Source organism: Jiangella ureilytica, assembly GCF_004348545.1.
Lineage (GTDB): Bacteria > Actinomycetota > Actinomycetes > Jiangellales > Jiangellaceae > Jiangella > Jiangella ureilytica.
The window spans coordinates 150078-175554 of the sequence record NZ_SMKL01000002.1 but is presented as its reverse complement, the minus strand read 5'-3'; the positions used below and the strand labels follow the sequence as shown (position 1 = coordinate 175554).

The 25477-nt window shown below is 73.8% G+C and carries 27 protein-coding genes; 15 read left to right on the top strand and 12 right to left on the bottom strand.

The features are described from left to right. Window positions 1-2: 2 nt before the first annotated feature. Both E1212_RS30905 and E1212_RS01790 read right to left on the bottom strand, forming a co-directional pair. A complete protein-coding gene (locus E1212_RS30905) occupies window positions 3-1184 on the bottom strand; it encodes an MFS transporter (RefSeq protein ID WP_203416173.1) in 1182 nt (393 codons plus the stop codon). 79 nt (window positions 1185-1263) lie between these two features. Further along, window positions 1264-2103, bottom strand: coding sequence for a helix-turn-helix transcriptional regulator (locus E1212_RS01790; RefSeq protein ID WP_131978267.1), 840 nt, complete (start codon window positions 2101-2103; stop codon window positions 1264-1266). Between the two features lie 104 nt (window positions 2104-2207). Between E1212_RS01790 and E1212_RS01785 the strand changes: the two genes are divergently transcribed. Then, a complete protein-coding gene (locus E1212_RS01785; RefSeq protein WP_203416169.1) occupies window positions 2208-3200 on the top strand; it encodes an aldo/keto reductase in 993 nt (330 codons plus the stop codon). A 9-nt stretch (window positions 3201-3209) separates the two neighbouring features. On the opposite strand, the gene E1212_RS01780 is transcribed toward E1212_RS01785, so the two are convergent. After that, window positions 3210-4166 (bottom strand): helix-turn-helix transcriptional regulator, encoded by a 957-nt coding sequence (locus E1212_RS01780; RefSeq protein WP_131978192.1) that lies wholly within the window; start codon window positions 4164-4166, stop codon window positions 3210-3212. Between the two features lie 54 nt (window positions 4167-4220). Here E1212_RS01780 and E1212_RS01775 point away from each other — a divergent pair, with 54 nt between their 5' ends. The 4 genes from E1212_RS01775 (at window position 4221) to E1212_RS01760 (ending at window position 7087) form a co-directional block, all read left to right on the top strand. Next, on the top strand, window positions 4221-4781 hold the full coding sequence (locus E1212_RS01775) for a mycothiol transferase (RefSeq protein WP_131978189.1): 561 nt from the start codon (window positions 4221-4223) through the stop codon (window positions 4779-4781). Between the two features lie 4 nt (window positions 4782-4785). Continuing rightward, window positions 4786-5412, top strand: coding sequence for a GNAT family N-acetyltransferase (locus E1212_RS01770; RefSeq protein ID WP_203416166.1), 627 nt, complete (start codon window positions 4786-4788; stop codon window positions 5410-5412). A gap of 92 nt (window positions 5413-5504) precedes the next feature. Next, window positions 5505-5843: a YciI family protein gene (locus E1212_RS01765; RefSeq protein ID WP_131978187.1), complete on the top strand. Its 339-nt coding sequence runs from the start codon at window positions 5505-5507 to the stop codon at window positions 5841-5843. Then, entirely contained in the window at window positions 5840-7087 is a 1248-nt protein-coding gene (locus tag E1212_RS01760; RefSeq protein ID WP_131978184.1) for an RNA polymerase sigma factor, read from the top strand. Before E1212_RS01765 ends, E1212_RS01760 begins: the two co-directional genes overlap by 4 nt. Before the next feature lie 294 nt (window positions 7088-7381). Here E1212_RS01760 and E1212_RS01750 read toward each other — a convergent pair whose 3' ends face one another. The 5 genes from E1212_RS01750 to E1212_RS01730 all read right to left on the bottom strand — a co-directional run bounded on the left by E1212_RS01750 (window position 7382) and on the right by E1212_RS01730 (window position 12714). Next, window positions 7382-7936: a Panacea domain-containing protein gene (locus E1212_RS01750; protein ID WP_131978181.1), complete on the bottom strand. Its 555-nt coding sequence runs from the start codon at window positions 7934-7936 to the stop codon at window positions 7382-7384. Between the two features lie 131 nt (window positions 7937-8067). Further along, a complete protein-coding gene (locus E1212_RS01745) occupies window positions 8068-8535 on the bottom strand; it encodes a hypothetical protein (RefSeq protein ID WP_131978179.1) in 468 nt (155 codons plus the stop codon). A 29-nt stretch (window positions 8536-8564) separates the two neighbouring features. After that, window positions 8565-10673, bottom strand: coding sequence for an MMPL family transporter (locus tag E1212_RS01740; RefSeq protein WP_131978176.1), 2109 nt, complete (start codon window positions 10671-10673; stop codon window positions 8565-8567). Window positions 10674-10875: 202 nt separating this feature from the next. Beyond that, on the bottom strand, window positions 10876-11574 hold the full coding sequence (locus tag E1212_RS01735) for a response regulator (protein ID WP_203416164.1): 699 nt from the start codon (window positions 11572-11574) through the stop codon (window positions 10876-10878). A gap of 3 nt (window positions 11575-11577) precedes the next feature. Next, window positions 11578-12714: a sensor histidine kinase gene (locus E1212_RS01730; RefSeq protein ID WP_131978173.1), complete on the bottom strand. Its 1137-nt coding sequence runs from the start codon at window positions 12712-12714 to the stop codon at window positions 11578-11580. Window positions 12715-12880: 166 nt separating this feature from the next. On the opposite strand from E1212_RS01730, the gene E1212_RS01725 reads away from it, so the two are divergent. Both E1212_RS01725 and E1212_RS01720 read left to right on the top strand, forming a co-directional pair. Further along, window positions 12881-13345 (top strand): MarR family winged helix-turn-helix transcriptional regulator, encoded by a 465-nt coding sequence (locus tag E1212_RS01725; RefSeq protein ID WP_131978257.1) that lies wholly within the window; start codon window positions 12881-12883, stop codon window positions 13343-13345. Next, window positions 13342-13773, top strand: a complete 432-nt coding sequence (locus E1212_RS01720) for a hypothetical protein (protein WP_131978170.1) — start codon at window positions 13342-13344, stop codon at window positions 13771-13773. Before E1212_RS01725 ends, E1212_RS01720 begins: the two co-directional genes overlap by 4 nt. Before the next feature lie 8 nt (window positions 13774-13781). Here E1212_RS01720 and E1212_RS01715 read toward each other — a convergent pair whose 3' ends face one another. Continuing rightward, window positions 13782-14264: an MSMEG_6728 family protein gene (locus E1212_RS01715; protein ID WP_131978167.1), complete on the bottom strand. Its 483-nt coding sequence runs from the start codon at window positions 14262-14264 to the stop codon at window positions 13782-13784. A gap of 1 nt (window position 14265) precedes the next feature. Further along, window positions 14266-14709 (bottom strand): hypothetical protein, encoded by a 444-nt coding sequence (locus E1212_RS01710; RefSeq protein ID WP_131978164.1) that lies wholly within the window; start codon window positions 14707-14709, stop codon window positions 14266-14268. A gap of 69 nt (window positions 14710-14778) precedes the next feature. On the opposite strand from E1212_RS01710, the gene E1212_RS01705 reads away from it, so the two are divergent. The 8 genes from E1212_RS01705 to E1212_RS01670 all read left to right on the top strand — a co-directional run bounded on the left by E1212_RS01705 (window position 14779) and on the right by E1212_RS01670 (window position 22097). Further along, window positions 14779-16260, top strand: coding sequence for an MFS transporter (locus E1212_RS01705; RefSeq protein WP_203416162.1), 1482 nt, complete (start codon window positions 14779-14781; stop codon window positions 16258-16260). Then, on the top strand, window positions 16257-17930 hold the full coding sequence (locus E1212_RS01700) for a DUF885 domain-containing protein (protein WP_131978158.1): 1674 nt from the start codon (window positions 16257-16259) through the stop codon (window positions 17928-17930). Before E1212_RS01705 ends, E1212_RS01700 begins: the two co-directional genes overlap by 4 nt. Window positions 17931-17933: 3 nt before the next feature. After that, entirely contained in the window at window positions 17934-19034 is a 1101-nt protein-coding gene (locus E1212_RS01695) for a winged helix DNA-binding domain-containing protein (protein ID WP_131978155.1), read from the top strand. After that, on the top strand, window positions 19031-19540 hold the full coding sequence (locus tag E1212_RS01690) for a GNAT family N-acetyltransferase (RefSeq protein WP_203416160.1): 510 nt from the start codon (window positions 19031-19033) through the stop codon (window positions 19538-19540). The genes E1212_RS01695 and E1212_RS01690 overlap by 4 nt, the downstream gene beginning before the upstream one ends. Window positions 19541-19549: 9 nt before the next feature. Further along, window positions 19550-20239 carry an HAD family hydrolase gene (locus tag E1212_RS01685; protein ID WP_203416158.1) on the top strand — a complete coding sequence of 230 codons (690 nt, stop codon included), beginning with the start codon at window positions 19550-19552 and terminating at the stop codon, window positions 20237-20239. Between the two features lie 21 nt (window positions 20240-20260). After that, window positions 20261-20470: a hypothetical protein gene (locus E1212_RS01680; protein WP_131978152.1), complete on the top strand. Its 210-nt coding sequence runs from the start codon at window positions 20261-20263 to the stop codon at window positions 20468-20470. Continuing rightward, a complete protein-coding gene (locus tag E1212_RS01675) occupies window positions 20467-21387 on the top strand; it encodes a serine/threonine dehydratase (RefSeq protein WP_203416156.1) in 921 nt (306 codons plus the stop codon). The genes E1212_RS01680 and E1212_RS01675 overlap by 4 nt, the downstream gene beginning before the upstream one ends. 89 nt (window positions 21388-21476) lie before the next feature. Then, complete coding sequence (locus tag E1212_RS01670) at window positions 21477-22097, top strand: DUF6624 domain-containing protein (RefSeq protein WP_131978149.1); 621 nt, start codon at window positions 21477-21479, stop codon at window positions 22095-22097. On the opposite strand, the gene E1212_RS01665 is transcribed toward E1212_RS01670, so the two are convergent. Then, on the bottom strand, window positions 22094-24007 hold the full coding sequence (locus E1212_RS01665; protein WP_162605253.1) for a beta-propeller domain-containing protein: 1914 nt from the start codon (window positions 24005-24007) through the stop codon (window positions 22094-22096). The two genes, E1212_RS01670 and E1212_RS01665, sit on opposite strands and share 4 nt — an antisense overlap. 156 nt (window positions 24008-24163) lie before the next feature. Continuing rightward, window positions 24164-25417, bottom strand: coding sequence for a D-arabinono-1,4-lactone oxidase (locus tag E1212_RS01660; protein WP_131978143.1), 1254 nt, complete (start codon window positions 25415-25417; stop codon window positions 24164-24166). Between the last annotated feature and the right edge of the window lie 60 nt (window positions 25418-25477).

Here is a 25477-nt window from a genome sequence, read left to right as displayed (position 1 = left end):
GGTCAGCGGGCCGGGACCCGGAGCAGGGCGAAGCCCAGCCCGGCGGCGACGGCGGCAGCGGCGCCGACGACGAACGGCGTCGCGACCCCGTAGGCGTCCAGCAGCGCGCCGCCCACGGCGGAGCCGAGCGTGATGGCCACCTGGAACGCGGTGACCTGCAGCGACATCGCTGACTCGGCGCGGTCGGACTCGACCCGCGTGACCCAGAGCTGGGTCGCCACGGGAATCATGGTGAAGGAGAGGCCCCACAGCACGATCGCCGCCGCCAGCAGCGGGAGCGAGGTCGCCGTCGCCGCCACGAGCAGGCTCGCCCCCAGCAGCAAGGGCGCCGTCGCCGCGAGCACTCGCAGCCGCCCCGCCGCGAGGCCGGCCAGGACCGTCCCTGCGACGCCGCCGGCGCCCCAGGCGATCAGCAGCCAGGTCGTGGCGCCGGCGTCGAGCCGTTCGGTCGCGATCCGGATGTACGGGTACGCCGCGAAGTTGCCGAACGCCACCAGGACGATGCAGCCGACCCCGGCCAGCAGCCGCCGGTTCCGCAGCGCCTCGCGCAGCATGCCGAGGCCCGCGCCGGGATGCGCCGGAACGGGCGGCAGCGCCCGGGCGATCCCGGCGGCCGCCACGGCGGTCAGGAACGCGGCGCCGCCGAACGCCGCCCGCCAGCCGATCCGGTCGCCCACCAGCGCCGCGACCGGGACGCCCACGACGGTGGCGAGGCTGACCCCGAACGCGATGGCCGACGAGACGGCGCGGTCCCGGCCGCGCATGGCGTGCACGCCCGCGCCGAACGCGAACGACCAGGCGCCGGCGATCGCGACGCCGAGCAGCAGCCGGCCGGCGAGCAGCACCGCGAAGTTCGGCGTGACGGCGACCACGAGGTTCGCCACGGCCCCCGCCACCAGCAGGGCGACCAGCATGGTCCGCCGGTCGGTGCGGGGCAGGAGCACCGCGATGCTCGGGGCGGTGATCGCGCCGGCGATCGCCGTGGCCGCGACGGCCAGGCCCGCGACGCCCTCGCTGACGCCGACGTCGGCGGCCAGCGCGGGGAGCACGCTTGCCGGCAGGAACTCGCTCGCGACGAGCATCGCCATCGCCGCGGCGAGCGCGACGATGGGTGTCCAGCTCGGGCGGTCGAGCGTGACGGCAGACGCCGGGACCGTCTGGGCGCGCGAGGACGAGGAGGGCACCCGCCCAGCATCGGCCCGCCGGCGCGGCGGTGGTTGATCGCGCGGACGACGTGGTTGATGCGGCGACCGGCGCCGTGCGTCAGGCGGTCGTCCGGAAGTCCTGGGTGCCGATCACCCGCAGCAGGTCCAGCGTGTCGGCGTCGGCCTGCTCGACGGGGAAGTACGCCAGCAGTTCGACGTCCTCGTCGGGGGTGAGCAGCACCTCGCAGTGCAGCCGGATCAGCCCGGCCTCGGGGTGGATGAAGCTCTTGACGTCGGAGCGGCGCACCGCGACGTCGTGCCGCTCCCAGAGCCCGCGGAACTCGGCGCTGCGTTCGAGCAGGTCGTGCACCAGCTCGGTGACGTCGCGGTCGCCGGCCCGGCGGGAGTACGTCGCCCGCAGGTCGCCGACGTGCGCCGCGGACAGGCGCGGCCAGTCGTCCTCAGGGGCGAGCTCGCGGGCCGCGGGGTCGGTGAACCAGCGCCAGTAGACGTTGCCCTCGCGGCCGGGCCGGACCTCCCGCTCACCCACGAGGGCCGTGAGCAGCGCGTTGCGCCACAGCACCGCGCCGATGTCGCTGAGGATGCAGACGGGGACGTCGACGAGGCGGCCGGCGAGGTCGATCAGTCTCGGGCTGACGTGGCCGCCGGCCCGGCGCGGGGGCGCGGACTGGCCGGCCAGGTGGAACAGGTGGTCGCGCTGGTCGAGATCGCACCGCAGCGCCCGGGCGAGCGCCGCCACGACGGCCGCCGAGGGCGCGGAGCCGCGGGCCTGCTCGAGCCGCGAGTAGTGGTCGGTCGAGACGCCCGCCAGCTGTGCCACCTCTTCGCGCCGCAGACCGGGGGTGCGACGACGGACGCCCGCGGGCAGGCCGAGGTCGGCGGGACGCAACAGCTCACGCCGTCGTCGGAGGAAGTCAGCGAGCCCGGGACGATCGATCACCCCTCCATGGTGCAACCCGGCCGCGACGGTATCCAGGGAGAGCTCCTCCCTGGATGGGTTGCGCCTGCCCCGGGCGGCCCGGCCGCGCCGAGGCTGGAGGCATGACGACAGCGACACTCCAGACCCGCACCCTCGGCCGCACCGGACCCGCGGTCAGCTCGCCCGGGCTCGGCTGCATGGGCCTCTCCGGCGCCTACGGCCGCACCGACGACGAGACGAGCATCCGGGTCGTCCACCAGTACCTCGACGCCGGCGGCACGCTCCTGGACACCGGCGACTTCTACGGCGCCGGCCACAACGAGCAGCTGATCGCCCGTGCCCTGCGCGGCCGTGACCGCGACGACGTCGTGCTCTCGGTGAAGTTCGGCGCCCTCCTCGCACCGGGGGCACCACCGGCCGGCTTCGACGGACGGCCGGCCGCGGTCCGGACCTCGCTCACCTACACGCTGCAGCGGCTCGGCACCGACCACGTCGACGTCTACCGGCCCGCGCGGCTGGACCGCAGCGTGCCGATCGAGGACACCGTCGGCGCGATCGCGGAGCTGGTGGAGCAGGGCCACGTCCGCCACATCGGGCTCAGCGAGGTCGGCGCCGAGACCATCCGCCGCGCCGCGGCCGTCGCACCCATCAGCGACCTGCAGATCGAGTACTCGCTGCTCAGCCGCGCCATCGAGGCCGAGATCCTGGCCACCTGCCGCGAGCTCGGCATCGGCATCACCGCCTACGGCGTCCTGTCGCGCGGACTGATCGGCGGCAGCGGCACGGCCGACGGCGCCCGCGCGATGGCGCCGCGGTTCCAGGGCGCCAACCGCGAGCACAACGACGCGCTGGTGGCGCGCCTGCGGGACCTGGCCGACGCCAAGGGGGCGACGGTGGCGCAGCTCGCGATCGCGTGGGTCGCGGCCCAGGGCGACGACGTCGTCCCGGTGGTCGGGCCGCGCCGCGTCGAGCAGGTGACGTCGATGATCGCCAGCACCGCCATCACGCTGGACGGCGACGACCTCGCCCGCATCGACGAGCTCGTCCCGCCGGGCGCGGCCCGTGGCGAGCGCTACCCGGCACGGTTCATGGCCGACCTCGACAGCGAGCGGTGAGCGCCGTCGCTACAGGCCCGAGGCGTCGACGAGGCGCTGGCCGACGGCGCGGGCGGTGTGCTGGAGCTCGACGCAGCCGACGATGCGGAACGAGACCGGCAGCTTGGCCAGCTGCTCGGCGTACCACCAGGGGTTGCTGGTGCTGCCGGTGAGCCGAGTCGTGTCGTCGTCGATCGCCTCGAGCGCGCCGAGCGTGCGCTGGACGCACGGCCGCACCTTCTCGAGCGGCCCGTCGATGATCACCTCGGTGTCGAACTCCCAGCCCTTCGCCAGGTGCGCCTCGAGCTCGGCGACGGCGTCGAGGTCGGCCGGCGGCTCGAAGGACGCCGCCAGCACCGACACCGTCGTCACCCGGTCGATCCGGTACGCCCGCCGCGCCTGCGCACCGTGCGACCAGCACAGCAGGTACCAGCGCCCGTGCCGCACGACCACGGCCCAGGGCTCGACGTCGGCGGACCACTCCGAGCCGGCCTCGGAGCGGTAGCCGAGGTGCACCGTGACGTGGTCGGCGCATGCCTGCACGAGCGCCGTCGCGATGTCCGGCGACGGGCGGGCGGCCGCGTGGTCGGGAGCGGGCGCCGTGGTGCGCCGGACCGCCTCGGCCTGGCGGGCGATCGGCTCCGGCAGCGCGCGCAGCAGCTTCCCGAGTCCGCTGCCGACGGGGTCGGAGGCGTCGGCCGCGGCGTGGTGGCCGTCGAGGACGGCCATGACCAGGCCGAGGACCTCGGCGGCCGAGAACATGAGCGGCGGCAGCCGGACCCCGCGGCCGAGCCGGTAGCCGCCGTAGGGGCCGCGCATCGAGTCGATGGGCAGGCCCGCCTCGCGGAGGATGCCGACGTAGCGGCGGGCTGCCCGCTCGGTGACGCCGAGCTTGTCGGCCAGCCGCTCGGCAGTGATGCCCGGCGCGCCCTGGATGAGCTCGAGCGCGAGCAGGGCCCGCGCGGTGGGGCTGGTGTCACCGTCCACGAGAACCGCCGATCCGGAAGCGGAACGTCCGGAACCCACTCTACCGTGCCTCTCATGGACCTCAGTGAGATGACCGTGATCCACGAGTCGATGGACGGCGACGAGCTCGAGATGCAGATGTTCATGCTGGAGCGCGCCCGGGCGCAGTTCGCCTGGAAGTGCGGCGGCCTCGACGCCGAAGCGCTCGACAAGCCGTTGCCGCCGTCGACGATGACGATCGGCGGACTGCTCAAGCACGTCGCGCTCTGCGAGGACATGCGCATCGCCGAGTTCCTCACCGGCGACCACATGCCCGAGCCGTGGAAGCAGGAGAACTTCGACGCCGACCCGCAGTGGGACTGGCACTCCGCGGCGAACGACACGCCCGAGGAGCTGTACGCGCTCTGGCGCGCCTCGGTGGAGCGCTCGCGCGCGGCTTGGGCGACGGTGCTCGAGAACGGCGGCCTGGACCAGCCGTCGATCTTCACCACTGAGGAGGGCGGGCACCCGAACCTGCGCCGCGTCCTGGTCGACGCCACCGAGCACTACCTGCGCCACACCGGGCACGCCGACCTGCTCCGCGAGAACATCGACGGCCTGGTCGGCGAGGACCCGCCGCAGCCGGCGCAGCCCTAGGCCCGTGAAGGAGCCGATCACGGCGGACCAGGTGCGGGTCGTCCCGGCGAACGAGGCGTCCTGGCACGACCTCACCCTCGTCTTCGGCACGGCCGACTACGCCGCGCGCTGCCGCTGCCAGCGGTTCAAGGTCCTGGGCTGGTTCTGGAGCGAGACCACGCTCGACGAGCGGGTCGAGCGGCAGCAGGCGCAGACCGGCGCCGGCGACCCCGGCGCCGAGTGGACCAGCGGGCTGGTCGCCTACGTCGACGGCGAGCCGGCCGGCTGGGTCGCCGTCGAGCCGCGCACCGCGTACCCGACGCTGATCCAGGGCCGCAGCCCGGTGCCCTGGAAGGGCCGCCAGGAGGACCGCGACGACGACGGCGTGTGGGCGGTGACCTGCACGATCGTCCGTAGGGACTATCGCGGCCGCGGCCTGACCTACCACCTGGCGCGGGCAAGTGTCGGCTACGCGCGCGACCGCGGCGCCCGTGCGCTCGAGGCGTACTCGATGATCACCCAGCCGGGCAAGGAGATCACCTGGGGCGAGCTGCATGTCGGTGCCCGGCAGGTGTTCGAGGAGGCCGGCTTCACCGAGGTCAGCCACCCGACGAAGCGCCGTGCCGTCATGCGGGTCGAATTCGGGACCTGATTCCTCGCCGGAGGTGTCGGATCGCGGTGCGCCCACTCGTCGTAGGGGCGTACCGCGATGATGAGACCGCACCCGGCGAAGGAGAACGCACCATGAAGTACCTCATGTTCGTCTGCACCGACCCGGACCACACCGAGGCCGACGCGAAGGCCGCTCCGGACATCGAGGAGTGGTTCGCCTACGTCAGCGGCGCCGGCAAGCACGTCATCGGCGACCGGCTGCGCCCCGCCTCGGCGGCGACGACGGTGCGCGTGCGCGACGGCGAGCTGCTGGTCACCGACGGCCCGTTCGCCGAGGCCGCCGAGTGGGTCGTCGGCTTCGACGTGCTGGAGTGCGCCGACCTCGACGAGGCGATCGAGATCGCGTCGAAGCATTCCATGGCCTACACCGGACGGCTCGAGCTGCGGCCGTTCTGGCCCCTCGACGGGTGACCGACGGCGGCGCCGCGGCCCGCGCGGCCCTGGCCGACGCCGTCGCCGCCGAGCGCGTGCGCATCGTCGCCGCGCTGATCCGGGTCACCGGCGACTTCGACCTGGCCGAGGACTGCCTGCAGGACGCCGTCGAACGGGCGCTGGAGCACTGGCCCGCCGACGGCGTCCCGGCCAACCCGGGCGCCTGGCTGACGACGATCGCCCGGCGCCGCGCCAACGACGTGCTCCGGCGGCGGCAGACGGAGCGGGCGAAGCTGCGCGAGGCGCAGGCACTGGCCGAGCTGGAACGCGACCTCACCGCCGACGAGCCCGGCCCCTACGGCGACGACCGGCTGAAGCTGCTGTTCACCTGCTGCCACCCGGCGCTGCCGATGGCCGGGCGGGTCGCGCTGACGCTGAAGTCGGTGGGCGGGCTGTCGACGCGGCAGATCGCGCGGGCGTTCCTGGTCGGCGAGGCGACCATGGGGCAGCGGCTGCTGCGCACGAAGAACAAGATCGAGCACGCCGGCATCGGCTTCCGGGTGCCCGAGCCGCATCGGCTGGCCGAGCGCACGGCCGCCGTCCTCGCCGTCGTCTACCTGATCTTCACCGAGGGCTACGCCGCCACCGAGGGCGAGCCGTTCCGCGACGACCTCGCGGCCGAGGCGGTGCAACTGAGCGGGCTGGTCGCGCAGTTGCTTCCGGACGACGACGAGGCGCTCGGGCTGCACGCCCTGCTGCTCCTGCAGCACGCCCGCCGGGCCGCCCGCACCGACGCCGGCGGCGAGCTGGTCACCCTGGAGGACCAGGACCGCGGCCGCTGGGACCACGACCGGATCGAGGCCGGACTGGCCGCCCTGTCCGCGGCCCGGGCCACGGGCCGCGCGCCCGGCTACTACCGGCTGCAGGCCGAGATCGCGGCACTGCACTCGACCGCCGCCCACGCGCGCGACACCGACTGGGCCCGGATCGTGGCGGCCTACGACGCCCTGCTCGCGCTGCGCCCGTCGCCCGTGGTGGCGCTGAACCGCGCGGTCGCCGTCGGCTTCCGCGACGGCCCGGCTGCCGGGCTGGCGGCGCTCGACGACGTCGCGGGCGACCTGGGCGACTATCCGCCGCTGACCGCCGTCCGGGCCGACCTGCTGCGCCGCTCCGGCCGGCCCGCCGAAGCGGCCACGGCGTATCGGGAGGCTGCCGCCGTCGCCCGCACCGAGCCCGAACGGCGGTTCCTCGAGCGCCGCCTCCGCGAGGTCAGTGAGCCTTGACGCTCAGATCGGCATGCTCAACGTGGCGAAGCTCTCGCACCTCACCGAGTGATGGGCCTCCTCGATCCAGTACGAACACACCACCAGGGAACTGGGTGGATGGATCGACCCAGGAATCGCGCCGTACCACAGGTTGTCGAAACCGGGCCGCGACGCACGCCTTGGTAGGGATCGTCGGACCTGGTCAGCACCCACGCAGTCACATGCACGCGCAGGTCGTCATCGGGGTTCTCGAGAGCGATCCATCGGTCGAGTCCGTCGATGAAGTTCGACAGCGTCCACCGCCGAGCGGAGTCACCCATTCAGGTACTGGTGAAGCCGTGTCTGCAGTGCGTCGTAGTCGTCGCCGGTCGGCGGACTCGCCGGTGCCTGGGCGCTCTGCAGCCAACGGGACACGTCGTCAGTGTCGAGGAGCGGAGCGTCGTCGGAGTCGGCGGCACCCCCTTCTTGGAAGTACTCCACGAGCCAGGCCCGCTCGATACGGAAGCTCCCGTGCGGCTCGCGTTGTGCATCCGCGCGCTGCCACGGCGTCTCGCTGTGCGTCAGGTGCTCAAGGTCTCTGCCGGTGAGCCGGCCGTATCGACTGACGACGTAGCCAATGGTGTTCAGCGCACCTTCCGGAAGGTCTGTGCGCGTCGACGGGGGCGTCCCCTGCTTCTCCGCGAACCAGAGCGTGCCGACGACCGGTCCCATGTCCCAGGCGGAGATCGGGTCCTCGAAGAGCGGCTCACCAAACGTGGCGAGGTGGTGGCCTTGGCAGTAGTAGAGGAGCTTGTGGAGCTTCTTCGTAGGCAGGCCGGGTATCCGCGCGCGTAGCGCTGCCGCGACATCGTGCGACGAGACTGCCATACTCGCAGAGTACCGCCGGGGGCTCGCGGAATCCGGTTGGCTGACAGGCGATTCTTCTCCGTACATGAGTTCGATTCTAAGTCGGTCTGAAGACGCTTGTCCAAAGGTGGCGGAGCGCCGCCTCCGCGAGGTCAGTCCGCCAAGCGGCGATAGCCGACGGTGAAGTCCGTCGACCAGGTCCGGCCGTCCGGCGAGGCCTCCCAGCGCCCGTCGATCGTCGTCCCGTCAGCGGCGACGGTGCCCTCGAAGCGCTGGTGGAAGTCCTCACCGGGACGGGAGGTGAGCGTCCACCGCCCGTCCTCGAAGCCCATGCCGTAGGTGCGGCAGACACCCCGCGCGTCGGCGAGGAGCATGGTGAAGGCGCCGGAGTAGTCGTCGAGGCCGATGACGGTCTCGGTCCACTCCGGCGCCGCGCCCTGCCACTCCGGGACGAGGTAGGTCTGCGGATCGGTCCGCTGGGCGAGGAAGCCGCCGGCGTCGAGCCAGCGGAACGTGGAACGGGCCCGGCTCATGACCCGGCCCTCGATCGCCGAGGTCACCTCCCAGGCGCCCACCAGCACGTCGAGGCGGGCCAGCCGAGGATTCACGAAGTTCTCCATGACCCTCAGACTGGCCCACCCGGCGGAATTCATCGAGCCAGCGCGGGCTCCGGCTCCGGCGACTCGGCCGACGGCGACGGCTGCGGCTCCGGCGCGGACTCCGACAGCGCCAGCCGCTCGTGCACCCGGCGCAGCGGCCGCGGCAGCCACCAGTTCCGCGATCCGAGCAGCGTCATCGTCGCCGGGACCAGGAGCATCCGGACCACGACGGCGTCCAGCGCGATGGCCAGCACCAGCCCGAGCCCGATCGCCTTGATGGGCGCGAACCCGCCGAACACGAACCCGGCGAAGACGACACCGATGATCAGCGCGGCCGCCGTGACGATGCCGCCGGTGCGCTGCAGGCCGGCCACGACCGAGCCCGACGCGCCGTCGCCGGCCAGCCAGCGCTCGCGGATCCGCGACAGCAGGAACACCTCGTAGTCGACCGAGAGCCCGAACGCGATCGCGCCGACCAGGATCGGGACGGTCAGGTGCAGGTAGCCGAGGCCCTCGGCGCCGACCAGCCCGGCGAGGTGGCCCTGCTGGAACACCCAGACGACCACGCCGAGGGCGGCGCCGATGCTCAGCAGGTTGGTGAGGATCGCCTTGACGGGCAGCAGGATCGACCCGGTGAAGGCGAACAGCAGCGCCAGCGTGCTCAGCGCCACCAGCGCGATCGCCCACGGCAGCCGGTCGCCCAGCATGGCCTGGTAGTCGACCAGCGTCGCGGTGTCGCCGCCGACCTGGACCTCGTACGGCAGGTCCATCGCACGGACGGCGCGGACGGCGTCCTGGGCGGCCTGGCTCTCGGTGTCGCCGGACGGGGTCGCGGCCAGCTCCGTGAGGTCGTCGGCCAGCGGCCGCACCGTCACCGACGCGATGCCGGGCAGGTCCTCGACGGCGGCGCGCAGCCCGTCGACGGAGGTCACGGGGGCCGACGCCACGATGTCGATGTCGTCGCTCCAGGGCGCCTGCTCCGGGAAGTCCGCACCGAGCCGGTCCCACAGCTCGCGGGTGTCGGTGGACGTCGGCAGCATCCGCGGGTCGCCCTGCGAGATGTGCATGTCGGCGACGGGTACGGCCAGCGTGACCAGCGCGGCGGCGGTCGTCACCAGCGTGAGCACCGGCCGGCGCTGCACCCACCGGGCGACGCGGGCGAAGACGCCGTCGCCGGAACGCTCGCGGGACGGCGAGATCCGGTGGCCGAACTTCGCCAGCAGCGCCGGCAGCAGAGTGAGCGCGGCGCCCATGTCGGCCAGCACGACGGCGGACCCGGCCAGCCCCATCGAGCGCAGGAACGGGTCGTTGAAGACCACCAGCCCGGCCAGCGCCACGGCCACCGTCAGGCCGGAGAACACGACCGTCCGCCCGGCCGTCGCCGCGGTCCGCAGCACCGCCTCGCGCACGTCGGACACCGTCCGCCGCTCCTCGCGGAACCGGCTGACCATCAGCAGCGCGTAGTCGACGGCGAGCCCGACGGCCAGCATCGTCGTGATCTGGATCGAGTACACCGACACGTCGGTGACCTGGCTGAACGCGAACAGGATGCCGAACGTCGCGCCGACGCCGACGGCCGCGATCAGCAGCGGCAGCCCGGCGGCGAGGATCCCGCCGAACACCACGAGCAGCAGGATCAGCACGACCGGCATGGACAGCATCTCCGCGCGGGCGACGTCCTCCTGCGCGGTCTCGGCGAACTCGACGTCGGAGAGCGGCCCGCCGGAGACGACCACGGACGAGGCGTCGACCGCCTCCAGCCGCTCGGCCGCGGCGGCCGCCTCCTCCTCACCGTCGTCCTCCAGCCCGGGCGTGAGCGCGACCTCGACGAGGACCGCGTGGCCCGCGTCCGACGGGAGCGGCGGCGAGACCGACTCGATGCCCGGCAGCGCCGCGACGTCGGCGATCGCGGCGGTCAGCCCGGGATCGTCGGCGGTGACGCCGGTGAGGACGGAGGTGATGGTGTCGGGCTGCGGGGCGGCGGCGTCGGCGCGCTCCTCGGCCTGGGCGGACTCGCTGCCCGGGACCGTGCCGACGTCGGAGGTGAGGCGCTCGAAGACCCCGGTGCCGATGCCGAACCCGGCGGCGAGGACGGCGACCCAGGCGAGGATGACGACGAGGGGCCGCCTGACGGCGAACCCGGTGATGCGGCGCAACATGGCGGCCTCCAGCGATCGAGAACTGCATCCGATGGACTGGATCGATCGTCCTGCTCGGACCCCGGCCGGCGGATCGCCGTGAAGAGCGGAATCGCGGCTCGCTCACAGGAGCGGCCGCCTCGCTCTCAGGAGTGAGAATGCCCGGTGGCCGGCCGGCGAGGTCATGCGCCAGCGGGGGATGGCCGGTGGCCGGCCGGCGAGGTCACGCGCCAGCGGCGGTGGAATCGCCCGGTGTGACCAGGCCGGTCTCGTACGCGAGCACGACCGCCTGGACGCGGTCGCGCAGGCCGAGCTTGCTGAGCATGCTGCTGACGTGCGTCTTGACGGTGTGCTCGGTGACGAACAGCTCGGCCGCGATCTCGGCGTTCGACAGCCCGCGCGCCACCTGCCGTAGCGTCTGCGTCTCCCGCGCCGTCAGCACGTCCAGCCGCCCGTCGGCGGCGCCCTGACCGCCACCCGGAGGCGGGCCGCCGCGGCCCACGACGTCGGCGATGAGCCGCCGGGTGACCGACGGCGCCAGCAGCGCCTCGCCCGACGCGACGACGCGCACCGCCTCGACCAGCTCGTCGCGGCGCATGTCCTTGAGCAGGAACCCGCTGGCGCCGGCCCGGAGCGCGTCGTAGACGTACTCGTCGAGGTCGAACGTGGTGAGCACGAGCACCCGGGCGTCGGTCTCGCGGCAGATCGCGGTGGTCGCCTCGATGCCGTCCATGGTCGGCATCCGGACGTCCATGAGCACGACGTCGGGGCGCAGCTCGCGGGCGGCGGCGACGGCCTGTACGCCGTCGTCGGCCTCACCGACGACGGCGATGTCGGGCTGCACGTCGAGGATCATCGCGAAGCCGCCCCGCACCAGCGCCTGGTCGTCGGCGATGAGGACGCGGATGGTCGGCTCGGGCACGGCTCAATCTAAAGGCACGGAGGCGGTCACACGGAACCCCACGCCGCCCGGCCCCGGTCCCGCGTCGAGCGACCCGCCGGCGGCAACGACCCGCTCGCGCATCCCGATCAGCCCCTGCCCGCCGCCGTTGATCGACGACGACGCACCGGCGCCGTCATCGGTCACCTCGATGCGCAGCGCGGCGTCCGTCCAGGCCAGACGGACGTCGACGTGATCGGCGCCGGCGTGCTTGACCGAGTTCGTCAGTGACTCCTGGACGATCCGGTACGCCGTCGCCGCGAGGTCGGGCGGCACCGGGCGCGGGTCGCCGTCCTCGACGAGTGTCGCGGCGAGCCCGGCGTCGTTCACCCGCCGGACGAGGCCGGGCAGCGCCTCGAGGTCCGGCGTCGGCTCGCGGCCCGGCCCGTCGGTGCGCAGGACGCCGAGCACCCGGCGGAGCTGGGCCAGGGCGTCGCGGGCGGTGACGGAGATGGTGTCGAACATCTGCTCCGCGCGGTCGGGATCGTGCCGGACGGCGACCGGCCCGGCCTCGGCCTGCACGACCACGAGGCTCATCGAGTGGGCGAGGATGTCGTGCATCTCGCGGGCGATGCGCTCGCGTTCGCGGGTCGCGGCCGCCTCCTCCTCCCTGGCGTGGCGGAGCGCCCGCTCCTCGAGCATGGCGATGCGGTCGCCGCGGGCCCGGGCCGAGACGCCGAGGGCGTACGCGCCGGCGAAGAAGATGCCGACGACGCCGAGGTTCAGCGCCTCGTCCTCGGGCAGCAGGATGGACACCGAGATGCCGACGACGGTCGCGGCCACCGCGATCAGCCGCTTGAGCGGCGGCGACAGCGCGGCGAAGGTGTAGGTGGCCACCAGCTGCGCCACCGGGACGTCGTTGAGCCCGCCCGTCATGGAGAGGATGGTCGTGCTGATGCCGGTGATGCCGGCGACGGCGAACGGGTACTGCCGCCGCCACAGCAGCGGGAGCACGTTCGCGGCGGCGCCCAGCGGCACCCACCACACGAACCGGTCCTCGACCCCGGCGTCGAAGATGACGTACAGCGCGCACAGGATCGCGATGACGGTGTCGACGGCGATCGGCGGCAGGCCGCGGGCCCACGCCGACAGCCGGTCGCCGTACTCGTCGAATCGCGTCACGCCCTCAGTATCGGGGCGGCCCGGCGGCGGCGTCCTCACTCGCAGGAGCGAGAAATCACGTCGGCGCCGAGTCAGGCGGGACCATGGCCCGGCGCTCCGCCGCTCACGCGGCCGGCCGAATAAAAGGTTGCCGTGGACATAGTGTCCACGTACAGTTTTTCGGGTGATGAAGAAGAACCCGACCGCGGGCTACCTCGTGTGGCGGCTCGCGACCAAGTGGGGCGCGCTGCTCGACCGGGCGCTCACACCGTTCGGGCTCACCCAGGCGCAGTTCTCCGTGCTCGCCACGCTCTACGGCGTCAGCCGGGCCGGCGGGCAGCCCAGCCAGCGCGAGCTCTCCGACCACACGGGCCTCGACCCGGTCTTCGTGTCCAAGCTGGTGCGCACGCTCGAGGGCAACGGCCTGCTGCGCCGCACCACCGACCCGGCCGACTCGCGCGCCGTCCGGCTCACCCTCACCGACCGCGGCGCCGAGGTCGCCGAGGCCGCCACCACTCGCGTCATGACGCTGCAGGAGCAGCTCGCCGAACCTCTCGGCGGGCCCGGCAGCGAGCAGACGCGCGAGTTCATCGCCGCCCTGACCGTCCTGCTCGACGCGCCGCCGCCGCCCGACCCCGGGAGGACCCCATGACCACCCCGCTCCCCGGCGTCGACATCGGCGACGCCGCCAAGGCCGTCCGCTCCCTCCTCGACGTCGTGCTCGACGCGCGGGACGTCACGTTCGCCGAATGGGTCGCCCTGCGCACGCTCGGGACCTCCGTCGAGCGGGTGTCGCAGCCGGCCCTGCGCGACGGCGTCGTCCTGGCGCTTGACCTCGACGCGGCCGAGGCGACGGCGCTGCTCTGCTCCCTCGAGGCGCGGGGGTTGCTGTGCTACGACGGGTTCGAGCAGGTGGGCCTGACGGTCGACGGTGCGGTGCTGTTCGATGAGATCCAGGCGGGGGTCGCCGCCATCACCGCCGAGGTGTACGGCGGCATCGACGCCGGCGAGCTGGCGACGACGCGGCGGGTGCTCGCGTCGGTGGCGGCGCGGGCCACGGAGCTGCGGTTACGCCTGTGACCCGATGATCACGGCAGCGGCAGGCGGCGGGGACGGTCCGACGCCGGCCAGACGTAGGGGAGATCGGGCGGAACACCGGGGAACAGGTGGCCGTAGTGGTCCGGGTCCTTGCGCACCAGCGCCGACCGGTGGCTCCGGTGGAACTCCTCCTCGCCGAGCCAGGGCGGGACGTCGCCGTCGGCCGTGAGCCTCGGCTGCGCGCGCACCGCCGTCAGCCCCGTCGCCGCCGCGAGGTCCGCCGTCAGCGACGCCGCGACCGAGTCGCCGTGCCCGAGCGAGCGCCAGACGGCGCAGACGTCGAGGCCGTAGCGGGTCAGCGCCTCCTCGTAGCCGGCCCACATCGCCGCGGCCGGGTGGTGCCGCCAGCCGTAGCCGGGACGGATCAGGGCGCGCAGCACCTGCAGTGCCTCGACCCGCTGCTTGCCGAGCCGGCGCCGGTCCAGCACCGTCGCGCTGGCGCGGAAGTCCGCGTACGGCAGGAACGTCTGCACGTCAGCCGGACGACAGGTCGGAGGGGGTCGCCTCGTGGCCGGGCTCGCCGGCGCTGCGGCGACGGCGCTTCAGATCGGCCTCGTACAGGTGCGGCCGCCCTCCGACGAGGTCGCGGCCGGCCCGCTCGAGCGCCTTGAACGGCTCGTAGTACGTCTCCTCGTAGTCCTCGACGACCTGGAACGTCCACCGGCCCGGCAGGACGTTGCGGCCGAGCAGCTCGCGCCGCAGCCGGGCCGCGAACTCGCCGTGCCCGGCCTCCTCCAGCTTCTCGATGGCACTCTCGAGCTTGAAGTCGGCCGACCCGGTGAGCTGGTGGAACGCGAACAGGTGACCACGTGCCACCTCGGTCGTCTCGAGGGCCTCGGTCAGCTCGCCGACGGCCACGACGGTGGCCGGGTCGGCGTCGTCCGGCGGGGCGGGAAGGTCGTCAGTGGGTCCGTTCATGCCGCCTCCATACCCGAACCGGGCCGTTCGACTTGACCTCAACTATGGTTGAGATTGAACGCTGGCTCCGTGACCACCACCGAACCCGCTCGCCGGTCCTGGGCCGGACTCGCCGTCCTCTGCGTCGTGGCGCTGCTCGCCTCGCTCGAACTGACCGTCACCCACCTCGCGCTGCCGGCCATCGACGCCGACCTGCGGCCGTCCGGGACGCAACTGCTCTGGATCGTCGACGTGTACGCGTTCCTGCTGGCCGGGTCGATGCTGGCGCTGGGCGCCGTCGGCGACCGGATCGGCCGGCGGCGGCTGCTGATGATCGGTGCCGGCGCGTACGGCGTGCTCTCGGTCCTCGCCGCCTACGCGCCCACCGCCGAGCTGCTCATCGCCGCGCGGGCGCTGCTCGGCGTGGCCGGCGCGACGCTGATGCCGTCGACGCTCTCGCTGACGGCGACGATGTTCCGCGACGCGCGGCAGCGGGCCGTCGCCGTCGGGATCGTCATCGCCAGCGTGTCCGGCGGCACGGCGGTCGGGCCGCTCGTCGGCGGGGCGCTGCTGGAGCGGTTCTGGTGGGGTTCGGTCTTCCTGCTCGGCCTGCCGGTGATGGTGCTGATCCTCCTGCTCGGCCCGGTGCTGCTGCCGGAGTTCCGCGGCCCTGGAACCGCGCGGATCGACGTCGTCAGCGTGGTGCTGTCGCTCGGTGCCGTCCTGCCGCTGGTCTGGGGACTGAAGGAGATCGCGGCCGACGGGGTGGGCGCGGCCGCCGCGGGCGCCGCCGTCGCCGGGCTGGTGGTCGGGACGGTGTTCGTGCGCCGGCAGTGGTCGCTCGCCGATCCCGTCGTCGACGTGCGGCTGTTCCGGGAACCGGCGTTCGCCGCCGCGGTCGCGACCCTGGCCGTCGGCATCTTCGTGCTCTGGGGCGCGAACTACTACCTCGCCCAGTACCTGCAGTTGGTGCAAGGACTCGACCCGCTCGAGGCGGGACTGTGGACGGCGCCGTCGGCGTTCGGCGTGATCGTGGGCTCGCTGCTGGCGCCCCGGCTGACCCGGCGGCTCCGGCCGGGTGTGGTGATCGGCGCCGGCCTGACGGTGTCGGCTGCCGGTTTCGTGCTGCTCACCCAGCTGACCGCGACCTCCGGACTGGGCCTGCTGGTGGCCGGGTCGGTGACGGTGTCGGCGGGACTCGGCCCGATGATGGCGCTGGCCACCGACGAGGTGGTCGGGGCCGCGCCGCCGGAGCGGGCCGGTGCCGCCGCGGCGCTGTCGTCCATGGCGCCGCAGCTCGGCGGAGCGCTGGGCATCGCCGTCCTGGGCAGCGTGGTGGCGGCGGTGTTCCGGGGCACGGACACCGGGGCGGACACGCTGGGCGCGGCCGTCGCGTCGGTCGAGGACCAGGTCGTGCTGGCGGCCGCGCGCGAGGCGTTCACCGACGGCATCAGCGTCGCCGCGACGGTGAGCGCCGCGCTGGTCTCGGCCTTGGCGATCACGGTTGTCGCGCTGTCGGCCCGCCGGGATAGCGTCGTTCCGACGCATCGACCCCGTGGGAGTTCCGCATGACCATCGCCCAGCTCGCCGACGAGCTCATCGACGTCCTGTTCGACGCCTACCCGGTCGACGCCTCACTGCTCGGCCTGCGCGACCGCGAGGACCGCCTCACCGACTACACCGAGGCCGGCCAGGCCGCGATCGCCGACCGGCTGGCCTCCGTGGCCGCCCGGGCCGAGGCCGTCGACCCCGCCGGCCTCGACGACGGCGAGCGCATCACGCGTGCGGTCATCCTGCAGCAGGCCGAGTCCGAGAGCGACCACATCGCCACCCGCGGCGTCGAGTACACCGTCACCGACTCCTTCTTCGCCGCGGCCAGCGCCACACTCTCGTCGCTGACCATGATCGGCATCACCGAGCCCGCGCACGCCGACGGCTACCTCGCCCGGCTGGCCGGGCTGCCGGCCCTGCTCGACGCCATCGCCGAGCGCCACCGCGCCGGCATCGCCGCCGGCCGGCTGCCCGTGCGCCGGCTGGCCGAGGCCACCGCCGAGCACTTCACCCGCTACGTCGCGAAGCCCCAGGACGACCCGCTCCGCCGCCCCGAGCCGGCCGCCGGCAGCGGCACCGACACCGCCGCGTTCCGGGCCGAGCGCGACCGCCTGCTCACCGAGGTCGTCCATCCCGCGATCGCCCGCTACCGCGACGCGGTCGCCGCCCACGTCGTCCCGCACGGCCGTCCCGACGACAAGGGCGGGCTGTGCTGGCTGCCCGGTGGCGACGAGTTCTACGCCCGGCTCACCCGCGCCCACACGACCACCACGCGCACGCCCGACGAGCTGCACCAGACCGGCCTCGACGTGCTGGCCCGGCTCACCGACGAGTACGCCGAGGTCGGCGCCAGGGTCTTCGGCACCGGCGACCAGGCCGAGATCCTCGAGCGGCTGCGCACCGACCCCGCCATGCGCTGGCGCGACGGCGACGAGCTGCTCGCGGCCGCCCGCGCCGCCATCCAGCGGGCCGAGCAGGTGGCGCCCCAGTGGTTCGGCCGGCTGCCGTCGCAGAGCTGCGTCGTCGAGGCGGTCCCGGCCGCCGAGGCACCCGGCGCGCCGGGCGCCTACTACATGCAGCCGGCCATGGACGGCAGCCGGCCCGGCACCTACTTCGCCAACACCCACGAGGCCGAGAAGCGCGACCGCTACAGCGCCGAGGCCGTCGCGTTCCACGAAGCCGTGCCCGGGCACCACTTCCAGCTCACCATCGCCCAAGAGCTCAGCGACCTCCCGCTGCTGCGCCGGCTCGCCTCCATCACGGCGTTCGACGAGGGCTGGGGCCTCTATGCCGAGCGGCTGGCCGACGAGATGGGCCTCTACTCCGACGACGTCGCCCGGCTCGGCATGCTCAGCGAGGACTCCATGCGGGCCTGCCGGCTGGTCGTCGACACCGGGCTGCACGCCAAGGGCTGGAGCCGGCAGCAGGCCGTCGGCTTCATGGTCGACAACACCGCGACCAGCCGGGTCGAGATCGAGACCGAGGTCGACCGGTACATCTCCGCACCCGGCCAGGCGCTGGCCTACATGGTGGGGCGGCTCGAGATCCAGCGCATCCGGGCTGCCGCCGAGGCCACCGCGGGCGACCGGTTCGACCTGCGCGGCTTCCACGACCTCGTGCTCGGCAACGGCCCGCTGCCCATGGGGGTGCTCGACGAGGTCGTGGGTGCCTGGGCCGCCCGGCAGGACTGACCCGTGGACCACGCGGAGCTCATGCGCCGGCGGCTGAGCACGGTCGGCCTCGGCGCTCCGCTCGAGGCCGAAGGGCCCGCCGGCGTCGTCGCCTGGTTCGGCGCCGTGCAGTCGCAGGACTACCACTCGGCGAAGTGGGGTGTGGGCCAGCGGCTCGCCGGTACGGTCACCGACGCCGGCCTGGACCAGGCGTTCGCCGACGGCGAGCTGCTCCGGACGCACGTGCTCCGGCCCACCTGGCACTTCGTCACGCCGGCCGACATCCGCTGGCTGCTCGGGCTGACGGCGCCGCGGGTGCACCAGCTGAACGCGTACTACAACCGGCAGAGCGAGCTCGACGAGCCGCTGCTGCGGCGGGCCGCGGACCTGATCGCGGCGGCCCTGTCGGGTGGGAACCACCTGACCCGCACCGAGGTCGCGGCCGAGCTCGAGCGGCACGGCATCGTCGCCGAGCGGTTCCGGCTCGGCTACATCCTCATCTACGCCGAGCTCGAACAGGTCATCTGCAGCGGCCCGCTGCACGGCAGGCAGCACACCTACGCCCTGCTCGACGAGCGGGCGCCCGCGGCCGATCCGCTCGACCGCGACGAGGCGCTGGCCCGGCTGGCCACGCGGTTCTTCACCAGCCACGGCCCGGCCACCGTGAAGGACCTGTCGTGGTGGTCCAGCCTCACCCTCACCGACCTCAAGGCCGGTATCGCCGCGGCCGGCGACGCGCTCGAGAGCATCGACGTCGACGGCGTCACCTACTGGTGCGCGGCGGGCGCGTTCGACGCCGTTCCCAGCCACGTCGACGAGACCGCCGTCCACCTGCTGCAGCCGTACGACGAGTACCTCGTCGGCTACAGCGAGAGCAAGCCCCTGCTCGACCTCTCCGGCGTCGTCGCCGGCACCCGGCTCGACTCCGCCGCCAACGGGGTGCTGCTGCTCGGCACCCAGGTCGCCGGGCGGTGGAAGCGGACGCTGCGCTCCGGCGAGGTCGCGCTCGACGTCGGCCTGTACGAGCCGTTCCATGACGCCGTCACACCCGGGCTGCAGGCGGCCGCCGACGCGCACGGCGCGTTCGTCGAACGGTCGGCCACCGTCGCGGTGAGCCTGCTGTGAGCATCGGCAGGGTCGTGACCGACCGGCTCGAGCTCGTGCCGCTCCTGGTCGACGACGCGGCCGACATGGTCGACGTGCTGGCCGACCCGGCGCTGTACTCGTTCATCGGCGGCACCCCGCCCACGCTGGCCGAGCTGCGCACGCGCTACACCCGGCTCGTGGCCGGCTCGCCCGACGACCGGCAGCAGTGGCTCAACTGGATCATCCGGCGCCGGCCCGACGGCCGAGCCGTCGGCACCGTCCAGGCCACCGTCACCGACGACGGCACGCGGGCCGAGATCGCCTGGGTCGTCGGCACGGCCTTCCAGGGCCAGGGGTACGCGACGGCGGCGGCCGCGGCCCTGGTCGGCTGGCTCGACGGGCGCGGGGTGCGGACCATCGTCGCGCACGTGCACCCCGACCACACGGCGTCCGCGGCGGTCGCGCAACGGGCCGGGCTGCGCCCGACCGACCGCTTCGACGACGGCGAACGGCTGTGGGTCCGGGCGGCCGACGTGCCGTCGTAGGGTGAGCGGGTGGCTGAGCTCGCGGCGGTGGTGTTCGATCTCGACGACACGCTCTTCGACCACTCCGGCTCCGCCACCCGCGGCTTCGGCACCTGGCTGGCCGGCTTCCACGGACCGGCGACGAGCGAGCTGACGGCCGCCTGGTTCGAGCTGCAGGACCTGCACTTCGGCGCCTGGCGGGCCGGCCTGGTCAGCATGGCCGAGCAGCGCCGGCGTCGGATCGGCGGGCTGCTCGACCTGCTCGGCCGGCCGGCGCTGGAGCCGGCCGAGCTCGACGCGCTGTGGGGCGACTACTTCCTCGCCTACCGCTCCGGCTGGCAGCGCTTCGACGACGCCGAGGCGGCGCTCGCTCTGGTGGCCGCGGCCGGTCTGCGTACCGGCATCCTCACCAACGGACCCGAGGACATGCAGCACGACAAGCTCGCCGTCATCGGCCTGACCGGCCGGGTCGGCCCGGTCCTCACCGCCGAGGGGCTGGGGTGCGCCAAGCCCGACCCGCGCGCCTACGCCGGTCTGTGTGCCGCCCTCGGCCTCGACCCGGCCGCCGTCCTCTACGTCGGCGACGACCACGACCTCGACGTCGTCGCCGCCCGCGCGGCCGGGCTGCGCGCCGTCCACCTCGACCGCCGCGGCACCGGACCGGCCGGCGAACGCGACCGCATCGCCTCGCTCCGCGACCTCGCCGCCCACCTCTCCTAGACGGGGCACCTGATCGGCCGGGTGTCGTCGATCGGGCTGCTCGGCGAGCTGGTGCTGGTGCCGCTGGGCTCCGTGCTCGGCGGGCGGGCGGCCGACCGGATCGGCGCGGAGCCGGTGCTGTGGGGCTGTGTGGCCGGTCTGACGGCGTGCACGGCCGCGTTGTTCGCCGTCCGCGACATCCGCACGCTGACTTGGCGATCGGGGCCCGAAGAGCACAAGGTGGAACGGTGACGACGTCGACGAGCCTGCCCGGGCCGGCCGCGGTGGCCGCGGCCCAGGCCACCATTGCCCCCTACATCCGGCACACGCCGCTGCTCCGCGCCGAGGTCGACGGCCGGCCGTTGGTGCTCAAGCTCGAGCACCTGCAGCTCAGCGGCTCGTTCAAGCTCCGCGGCGCGCTGACGGCGCTGCTCGGCGGCGACCGGCCGGACCACGTCGTGACGGCGTCGGGCGGCAACCACGGACTCGGCGTCGCGACGGCGGCGGGGCTGCTCGACCTGCCGGCGACGGTGTACGTGCCCGAGACCGTGCCGGAGAGCAAGGCACGGCGCATCGAGCAGGCCGGCGCCCGGCTCGTCCGCCACGGCACCACGTACGCCGAGGCGGCCGCGGCGGCGACGGACGCCGCGACCGAGCCGGGCGCACGGTACCTGCCCGCCTACGACCACCCCGACGTCATCGCCGGGCAGGGCACCGTCGCGGCCGAGGTGGTCGCCGAGGCGCCGGACGTCGACGCGGTGGCGATCGCCGTGGGCGGTGGCGGGCTGGCGGCCGGGACGGCGCTGGCGGCCGGCGGGCGCACCATCGTCGCCGTCGAGCCGGAGCACTGCGACGCGCTGCACCGGGCGCTGGCGGCGGGAGAGCCGGTGGACTCGCCGGTCGACTCCGTCGCGGCATCGGCCCTGGGCGCGACCCGGGTGGGCGACCTGCCGTTCGCCATCTTGTCGGCGGCCCCGGTGGTGTCGCTGCTGGTCACCGACGACGAGCTGCTCGCCGCCCGCGACCGGCTCTGGGACGAGTTCCGGCTGCTGGTCGAGCCGGCCGCCGCCGTGCCGTTCGCCGCCTGGCTCGCCGGCCGCCTGCCCGGCGAGCTGCCGTGCATCGTCCTCTGCGGCGCGAACACCGACCGCTGGGCTCCGTCGCCATGAGCATCCACATGCACCGGCGCGTCGAGGCGCTCATTGCCAAGGCCGCCTGCGCCATTCCCCGTGGCCGGCGGGGTCGCCATACTGTGCCGATGATCCGGTCGGCGATCGTCGTGATGGTGCTGCTGCTCACCGCCTGCTCGGCCTCCTCGGACGAGCCGTCCGCCACTGACACGCCGACTCCGTCGGCGACGCAGCGCGAGACGGACGAGGGGCTGCGCGCCGAGCTGCTGGAGATGATGGAGGAGGACCAGGCCGAGCGGTCGCCCGAGTACACGGGCGAGTGGAACGACCAGGAGCGCACCGACCGGCTGAGCGAGATCATCGAGGAGCACGGCTGGCCGGGGTCGGACCTGGTCGGTGACGACGGCGCCACCGCGGCCTGGGTCATCGCCCAGCACTCCGACCTCGACCCCGAGTTCCAGCAGGAGGCGCTGGAACTGATGCGGCCCGCCGTCGAGGCCGGGCTGGCCGACCCGACCGAGCTGGCCTATCTCGAGGACCGGGTCGCGCTGAACTCCGGTGGCGAGCAGGTCTACGGCACCCAGATCGGCTGCGTCGACGGCGTTCCGCAGCCGGCCCCGCTCGCCGACCCCGACACGGTCGACGAGCGGCGGACGGAGGTCGGGCTGGAGCCGCTCGCCGACTACCTCGCCACGCTGGAGGAGGCCTGCGCCGCCGAGGCGGCGGCCGGCGCGACCCCCGCCTCCTAGGACCGGCCGAACGGCACCCAGCCGCGCGGCTCGAGGTCGTCGAGACCGTTGACCTGCACGCCGTCCTGCCAGACGGTGTAGAGGCCGTCGCCGACGACGATGCTGCGGCGCAGCTGCGCCCAGCCGTCGCGCGGCGTCTCGGTGCGGGTGACCTGACCCTGCTCGGTGACGGTGTCGGCGCCGAGCCGGACGACGAGCGCGCTGGGGCCCGTCATCGTCTCGAGCGGCACGACCACCTGGTCGGTGTCGGCCCAGAACAGGAACGCCTGCGGGTCCCATTCGGTCTGCGACCACGCGTCCGGCACGACGTGGCCGTCGAGCTTCGCGGGCGCGCTGGGGTCGCCGACGTCGAACAGCGAGACCTGCGCCCCGACGCTTCTGCCGTCGGCGGTGGCCTCCTGCCCGACCCCGATGAGCCGGTCGTCGCCGCCGTCGTGCAGGTAGGACGAGTAACCGGTGATCTTCAGCTCGCCGGTGACGGCCGGGTTCGCGGGGTCGGAGAGGTCGAGGACGTAGAGCGGGTCGACCTGCCGGAACGTGACGACGTAGCCGGTGTCGCCGAAGTAGCGGACGGCGTAGATCTGCTCGCCCTTGCCCAGCCCGCCGACCTGCCCGAGCGGCACCAGCTCGCCGTCGCGCTCCTCGAGCGTGTAGAGCACGCTCTCGCTGGTGTCGGTGGTGCCGGTCCACGAGTCGAGGGTCGTGGCGACGCGCAGCACGCCCTCGTGCTCGGACATGGCGTACCGGCCGATGATGCGGCCCTCGACCTGGCCGGACGCGAGGTACTTCGCGGGCACGTTGCCGGTGATGTCGAACGCATGGATGCCGGTGGTGACGGTGGTGGCCTCCGGAGCGGGCCGGACCGGTCCGGAGGGGTCCGGCAGGACGGCGAACGGGTCGCCCCAGCGCGTGGTCGCGACGTAGAGCCGGTCCTCGCTGGCATAGACGGTGTCGCCGTCGGTGAGCACGCCGACGGCGCCGTCGGCGGTCAGGCCCTCGGCAGGGTCGAACGTGAGCACGCCGAGCGTGGTGAACCCGGCGAACTCGTCGGGCCGGCTCAACTGCTCGCAGCCGAGCAGCTGCCCGGTGACGGGGTCGTCGTCGCCCTGGGTGAAGGTGTAGGACGGCAGCCAGTCCTCGATGGTGGAGTCGGCGACGATGGCCTGGTTGCGCTCGGTGAGCTCGGCCTCGGGCCGGTTCCAGTCCTCCTCGGTCATGGGGAACTGCAGCGTCGGGTGCGAGCTGACGACCAGCCGGACCGTGTCGTCGACCATGCGCGCGTCGACGTAGTCGCCGTCGACGACGAGCTTCGACTCGACCGCCGGCTCGGCCGGGTCGGAGAGGTCGACCAGCAGCACCGTGGTCGTCATGGGCGGCGCGCCCCCGGCGGGGTACGTGGTGCCGGCCATGTCGTAGGCGATCCAGGCGTTCTGCCGGACCAGGACGACGGCGCGGTCGCCGGCCAGGAACACCGACGCGTCGACGTAGCTGTGGTCGGGCGCGACGAACGGCTCGGGCTGGCCGGGCTTCGACGGCTGCTGCGGGACGGGCTCGGCCAGCGCCAGCCGGCCGACCTCGCGCGGGGCGTCGCCCGTGACGTCGATGATGCGCAGGTCGCCGCCGGCGGTCGTGACCAGCACCCGGCCGTCGGTCTTGGCGATGTCGGGCTCGTCGACGCCCGCCTCCTGCACGTTCGTGGTCGAGTGCGGCTGCCGCGCGGCGCCGCCCTCGGCACCGTCGGCCGCCTGCGGGAGGGCGGCCGCGGCGCTGTCCTCCATGGCGAAGGTGCCGCCCATGGCGTACCCCCAAGGGTCGCCGTTGCCGAGCCCGTACGGCCCGACGCGGTCGTGCGCCTCGGTCTTCAGGTGCTCCAGGACGCCCTCACACGCATCGAAGGACGTCAGTCCCATGACGGCGATCGGGCCGTCTTCTTCATCCGGACGATCCGAACCGTCCGAACCGAACGAGCAACCGGCGAGCATGCCCAAAGAGACAAGGCCGGCAAACCACCGCCTCATGCCCGATTCGACGGCGGCCGGGTCCCGCCGGTTCCGCGACCGGCCGCGTCAGCCGACGTAGCGGTCGAGGAAGTCGTTGCCGAACGTGGCGTCGGGGTCGTAGTCGGCGCGCAGCCGGCGGAAGTCGGCCAGCCGCGGGTAGCGCTCGCGGACCTCCGCGGGATCGACGGTGAACAGCTTGCCCCAGTGCGGGCGGGCGTCGTACGGCGCCAGCGCGCGCTCGATCTCGGCCATCACCGGCCGGACGCCGCCGGGATCCTTCTTCCAGGTGAAGTGGAAGCCGGCGACATCACGCCCATAGGACGAGCTGAGCCAGAGGTCGTCGGCGGCGACGGTGCGGATCTCGGAGATGTGCAGCACCGGCGCGATGCGGTCGGCCAGCTTCGCGACGGCGCCGAACGCCTCGACCGCGTGTTCGCGCGGCACGAGGTACTCCGACTGCAGCTCCTCGCCGCTGCTGGGGGTGAACTCGAGCCGGAAGTGCGGCAGCCGGTCGTACCAGGGCCCGGCCACGCCCTGCTGCTCTGTGCAGAACTCGGCCGGCATGCCCGGGACGGGGTGGCGCGGGCCGTCGGCCAGCCGGGCGCCCATCCAGATCGGGTCCGGCGTCCAGTCGTCGCCGTCGGTCACCCGGTGCTTGACCCAGCTGAGCGCCGTCCCGCTGGCCCAGTCGGTGAAGATGCTGACGCTGTAGGCGGTGGCGAAGATGTCGTCGAACCGCTCCGCGGCCGTGCTCAGCGCGAGGTCGTCGTAGACCACCTGCCGTACGTCGAACGCCGGCTCGAGGTCGAGCGTGAGCGACACGACGACGCCCAGCGCGCCCAGCGCCACGACGGCGCCGTCGAAGTCCGGCTCGCCGCGGCGCAGGGTCACCAGCTCGCCGTCGCCGCCCACCAGCTGCACCGCGGACACCGCCGTCGCGAGGTTGCCGTTGGCGTCGCCGGACCCGTGCGTGGCCGTCGCGACCGCCCCGGCCACCGAGATGTGCGGCAGCGAGCCGAGGTTGTGCAGCGCCCAGCCCTTGCGCTGCAGCTGGGTGGCGAGGTCGCCGTAGCGCAGGCCGGCGGCGACGGTGACGGTCCGGTGCGCGCGGTCGACCTCGATGCGCGAGGGCAGACCGGCCAGCGACACCAGCTCGGCCGTCGTGTCGGCGACGTCGCTGAACGAGTGCCGGCTGCCCAGCGCCCTGATGCGGTCGCTCTGTGCGACGAGGTCCTGCAGCTCCTGCACCGACGACGGGGTGTGCACCCGTGCGGCGGCATACGTGAGGTTGCCCGCCCAGTTCGTCCGTTCCGCGATCACAGCGAGCAGCGTACGGCCCGGGTCCGGGCAGCGCGTCGGCGGCCGGGTCGGCAAGATGGT

Coding starts and splice junctions, on each gene's coding strand:
- E1212_RS01785 (WP_203416169.1), top strand. CDS start 2,208: ATGACGACAGCGACACTCCAGACCCGCACCCTCGGCCGCACCGGACCC.
- E1212_RS01775 (WP_131978189.1), top strand. CDS start 4,221: ATGGACCTCAGTGAGATGACCGTGATCCACGAGTCGATGGACGGCGAC.
- E1212_RS01765 (WP_131978187.1), top strand. CDS start 5,505: ATGAAGTACCTCATGTTCGTCTGCACCGACCCGGACCACACCGAGGCC.
- E1212_RS01750 (WP_131978181.1), bottom strand. CDS start 7,936: ATGGCAGTCTCGTCGCACGATGTCGCGGCAGCGCTACGCGCGCGGATA.
- E1212_RS01745 (WP_131978179.1), bottom strand. CDS start 8,535: ATGGAGAACTTCGTGAATCCTCGGCTGGCCCGCCTCGACGTGCTGGTG.
- E1212_RS01740 (WP_131978176.1), bottom strand. CDS start 10,673: ATGTTGCGCCGCATCACCGGGTTCGCCGTCAGGCGGCCCCTCGTCGTC.
- E1212_RS01725 (WP_131978257.1), top strand. CDS start 12,881: ATGAAGAAGAACCCGACCGCGGGCTACCTCGTGTGGCGGCTCGCGACC.
- E1212_RS01720 (WP_131978170.1), top strand. CDS start 13,342: ATGACCACCCCGCTCCCCGGCGTCGACATCGGCGACGCCGCCAAGGCC.
- E1212_RS01710 (WP_131978164.1), bottom strand. CDS start 14,709: ATGAACGGACCCACTGACGACCTTCCCGCCCCGCCGGACGACGCCGAC.
- E1212_RS01700 (WP_131978158.1), top strand. CDS start 16,257: ATGACCATCGCCCAGCTCGCCGACGAGCTCATCGACGTCCTGTTCGAC.
- E1212_RS01670 (WP_131978149.1), top strand. CDS start 21,477: ATGATCCGGTCGGCGATCGTCGTGATGGTGCTGCTGCTCACCGCCTGC.
- E1212_RS01665 (WP_162605253.1), bottom strand. CDS start 24,007: ATGGGACTGACGTCCTTCGATGCGTGTGAGGGCGTCCTGGAGCACCTG.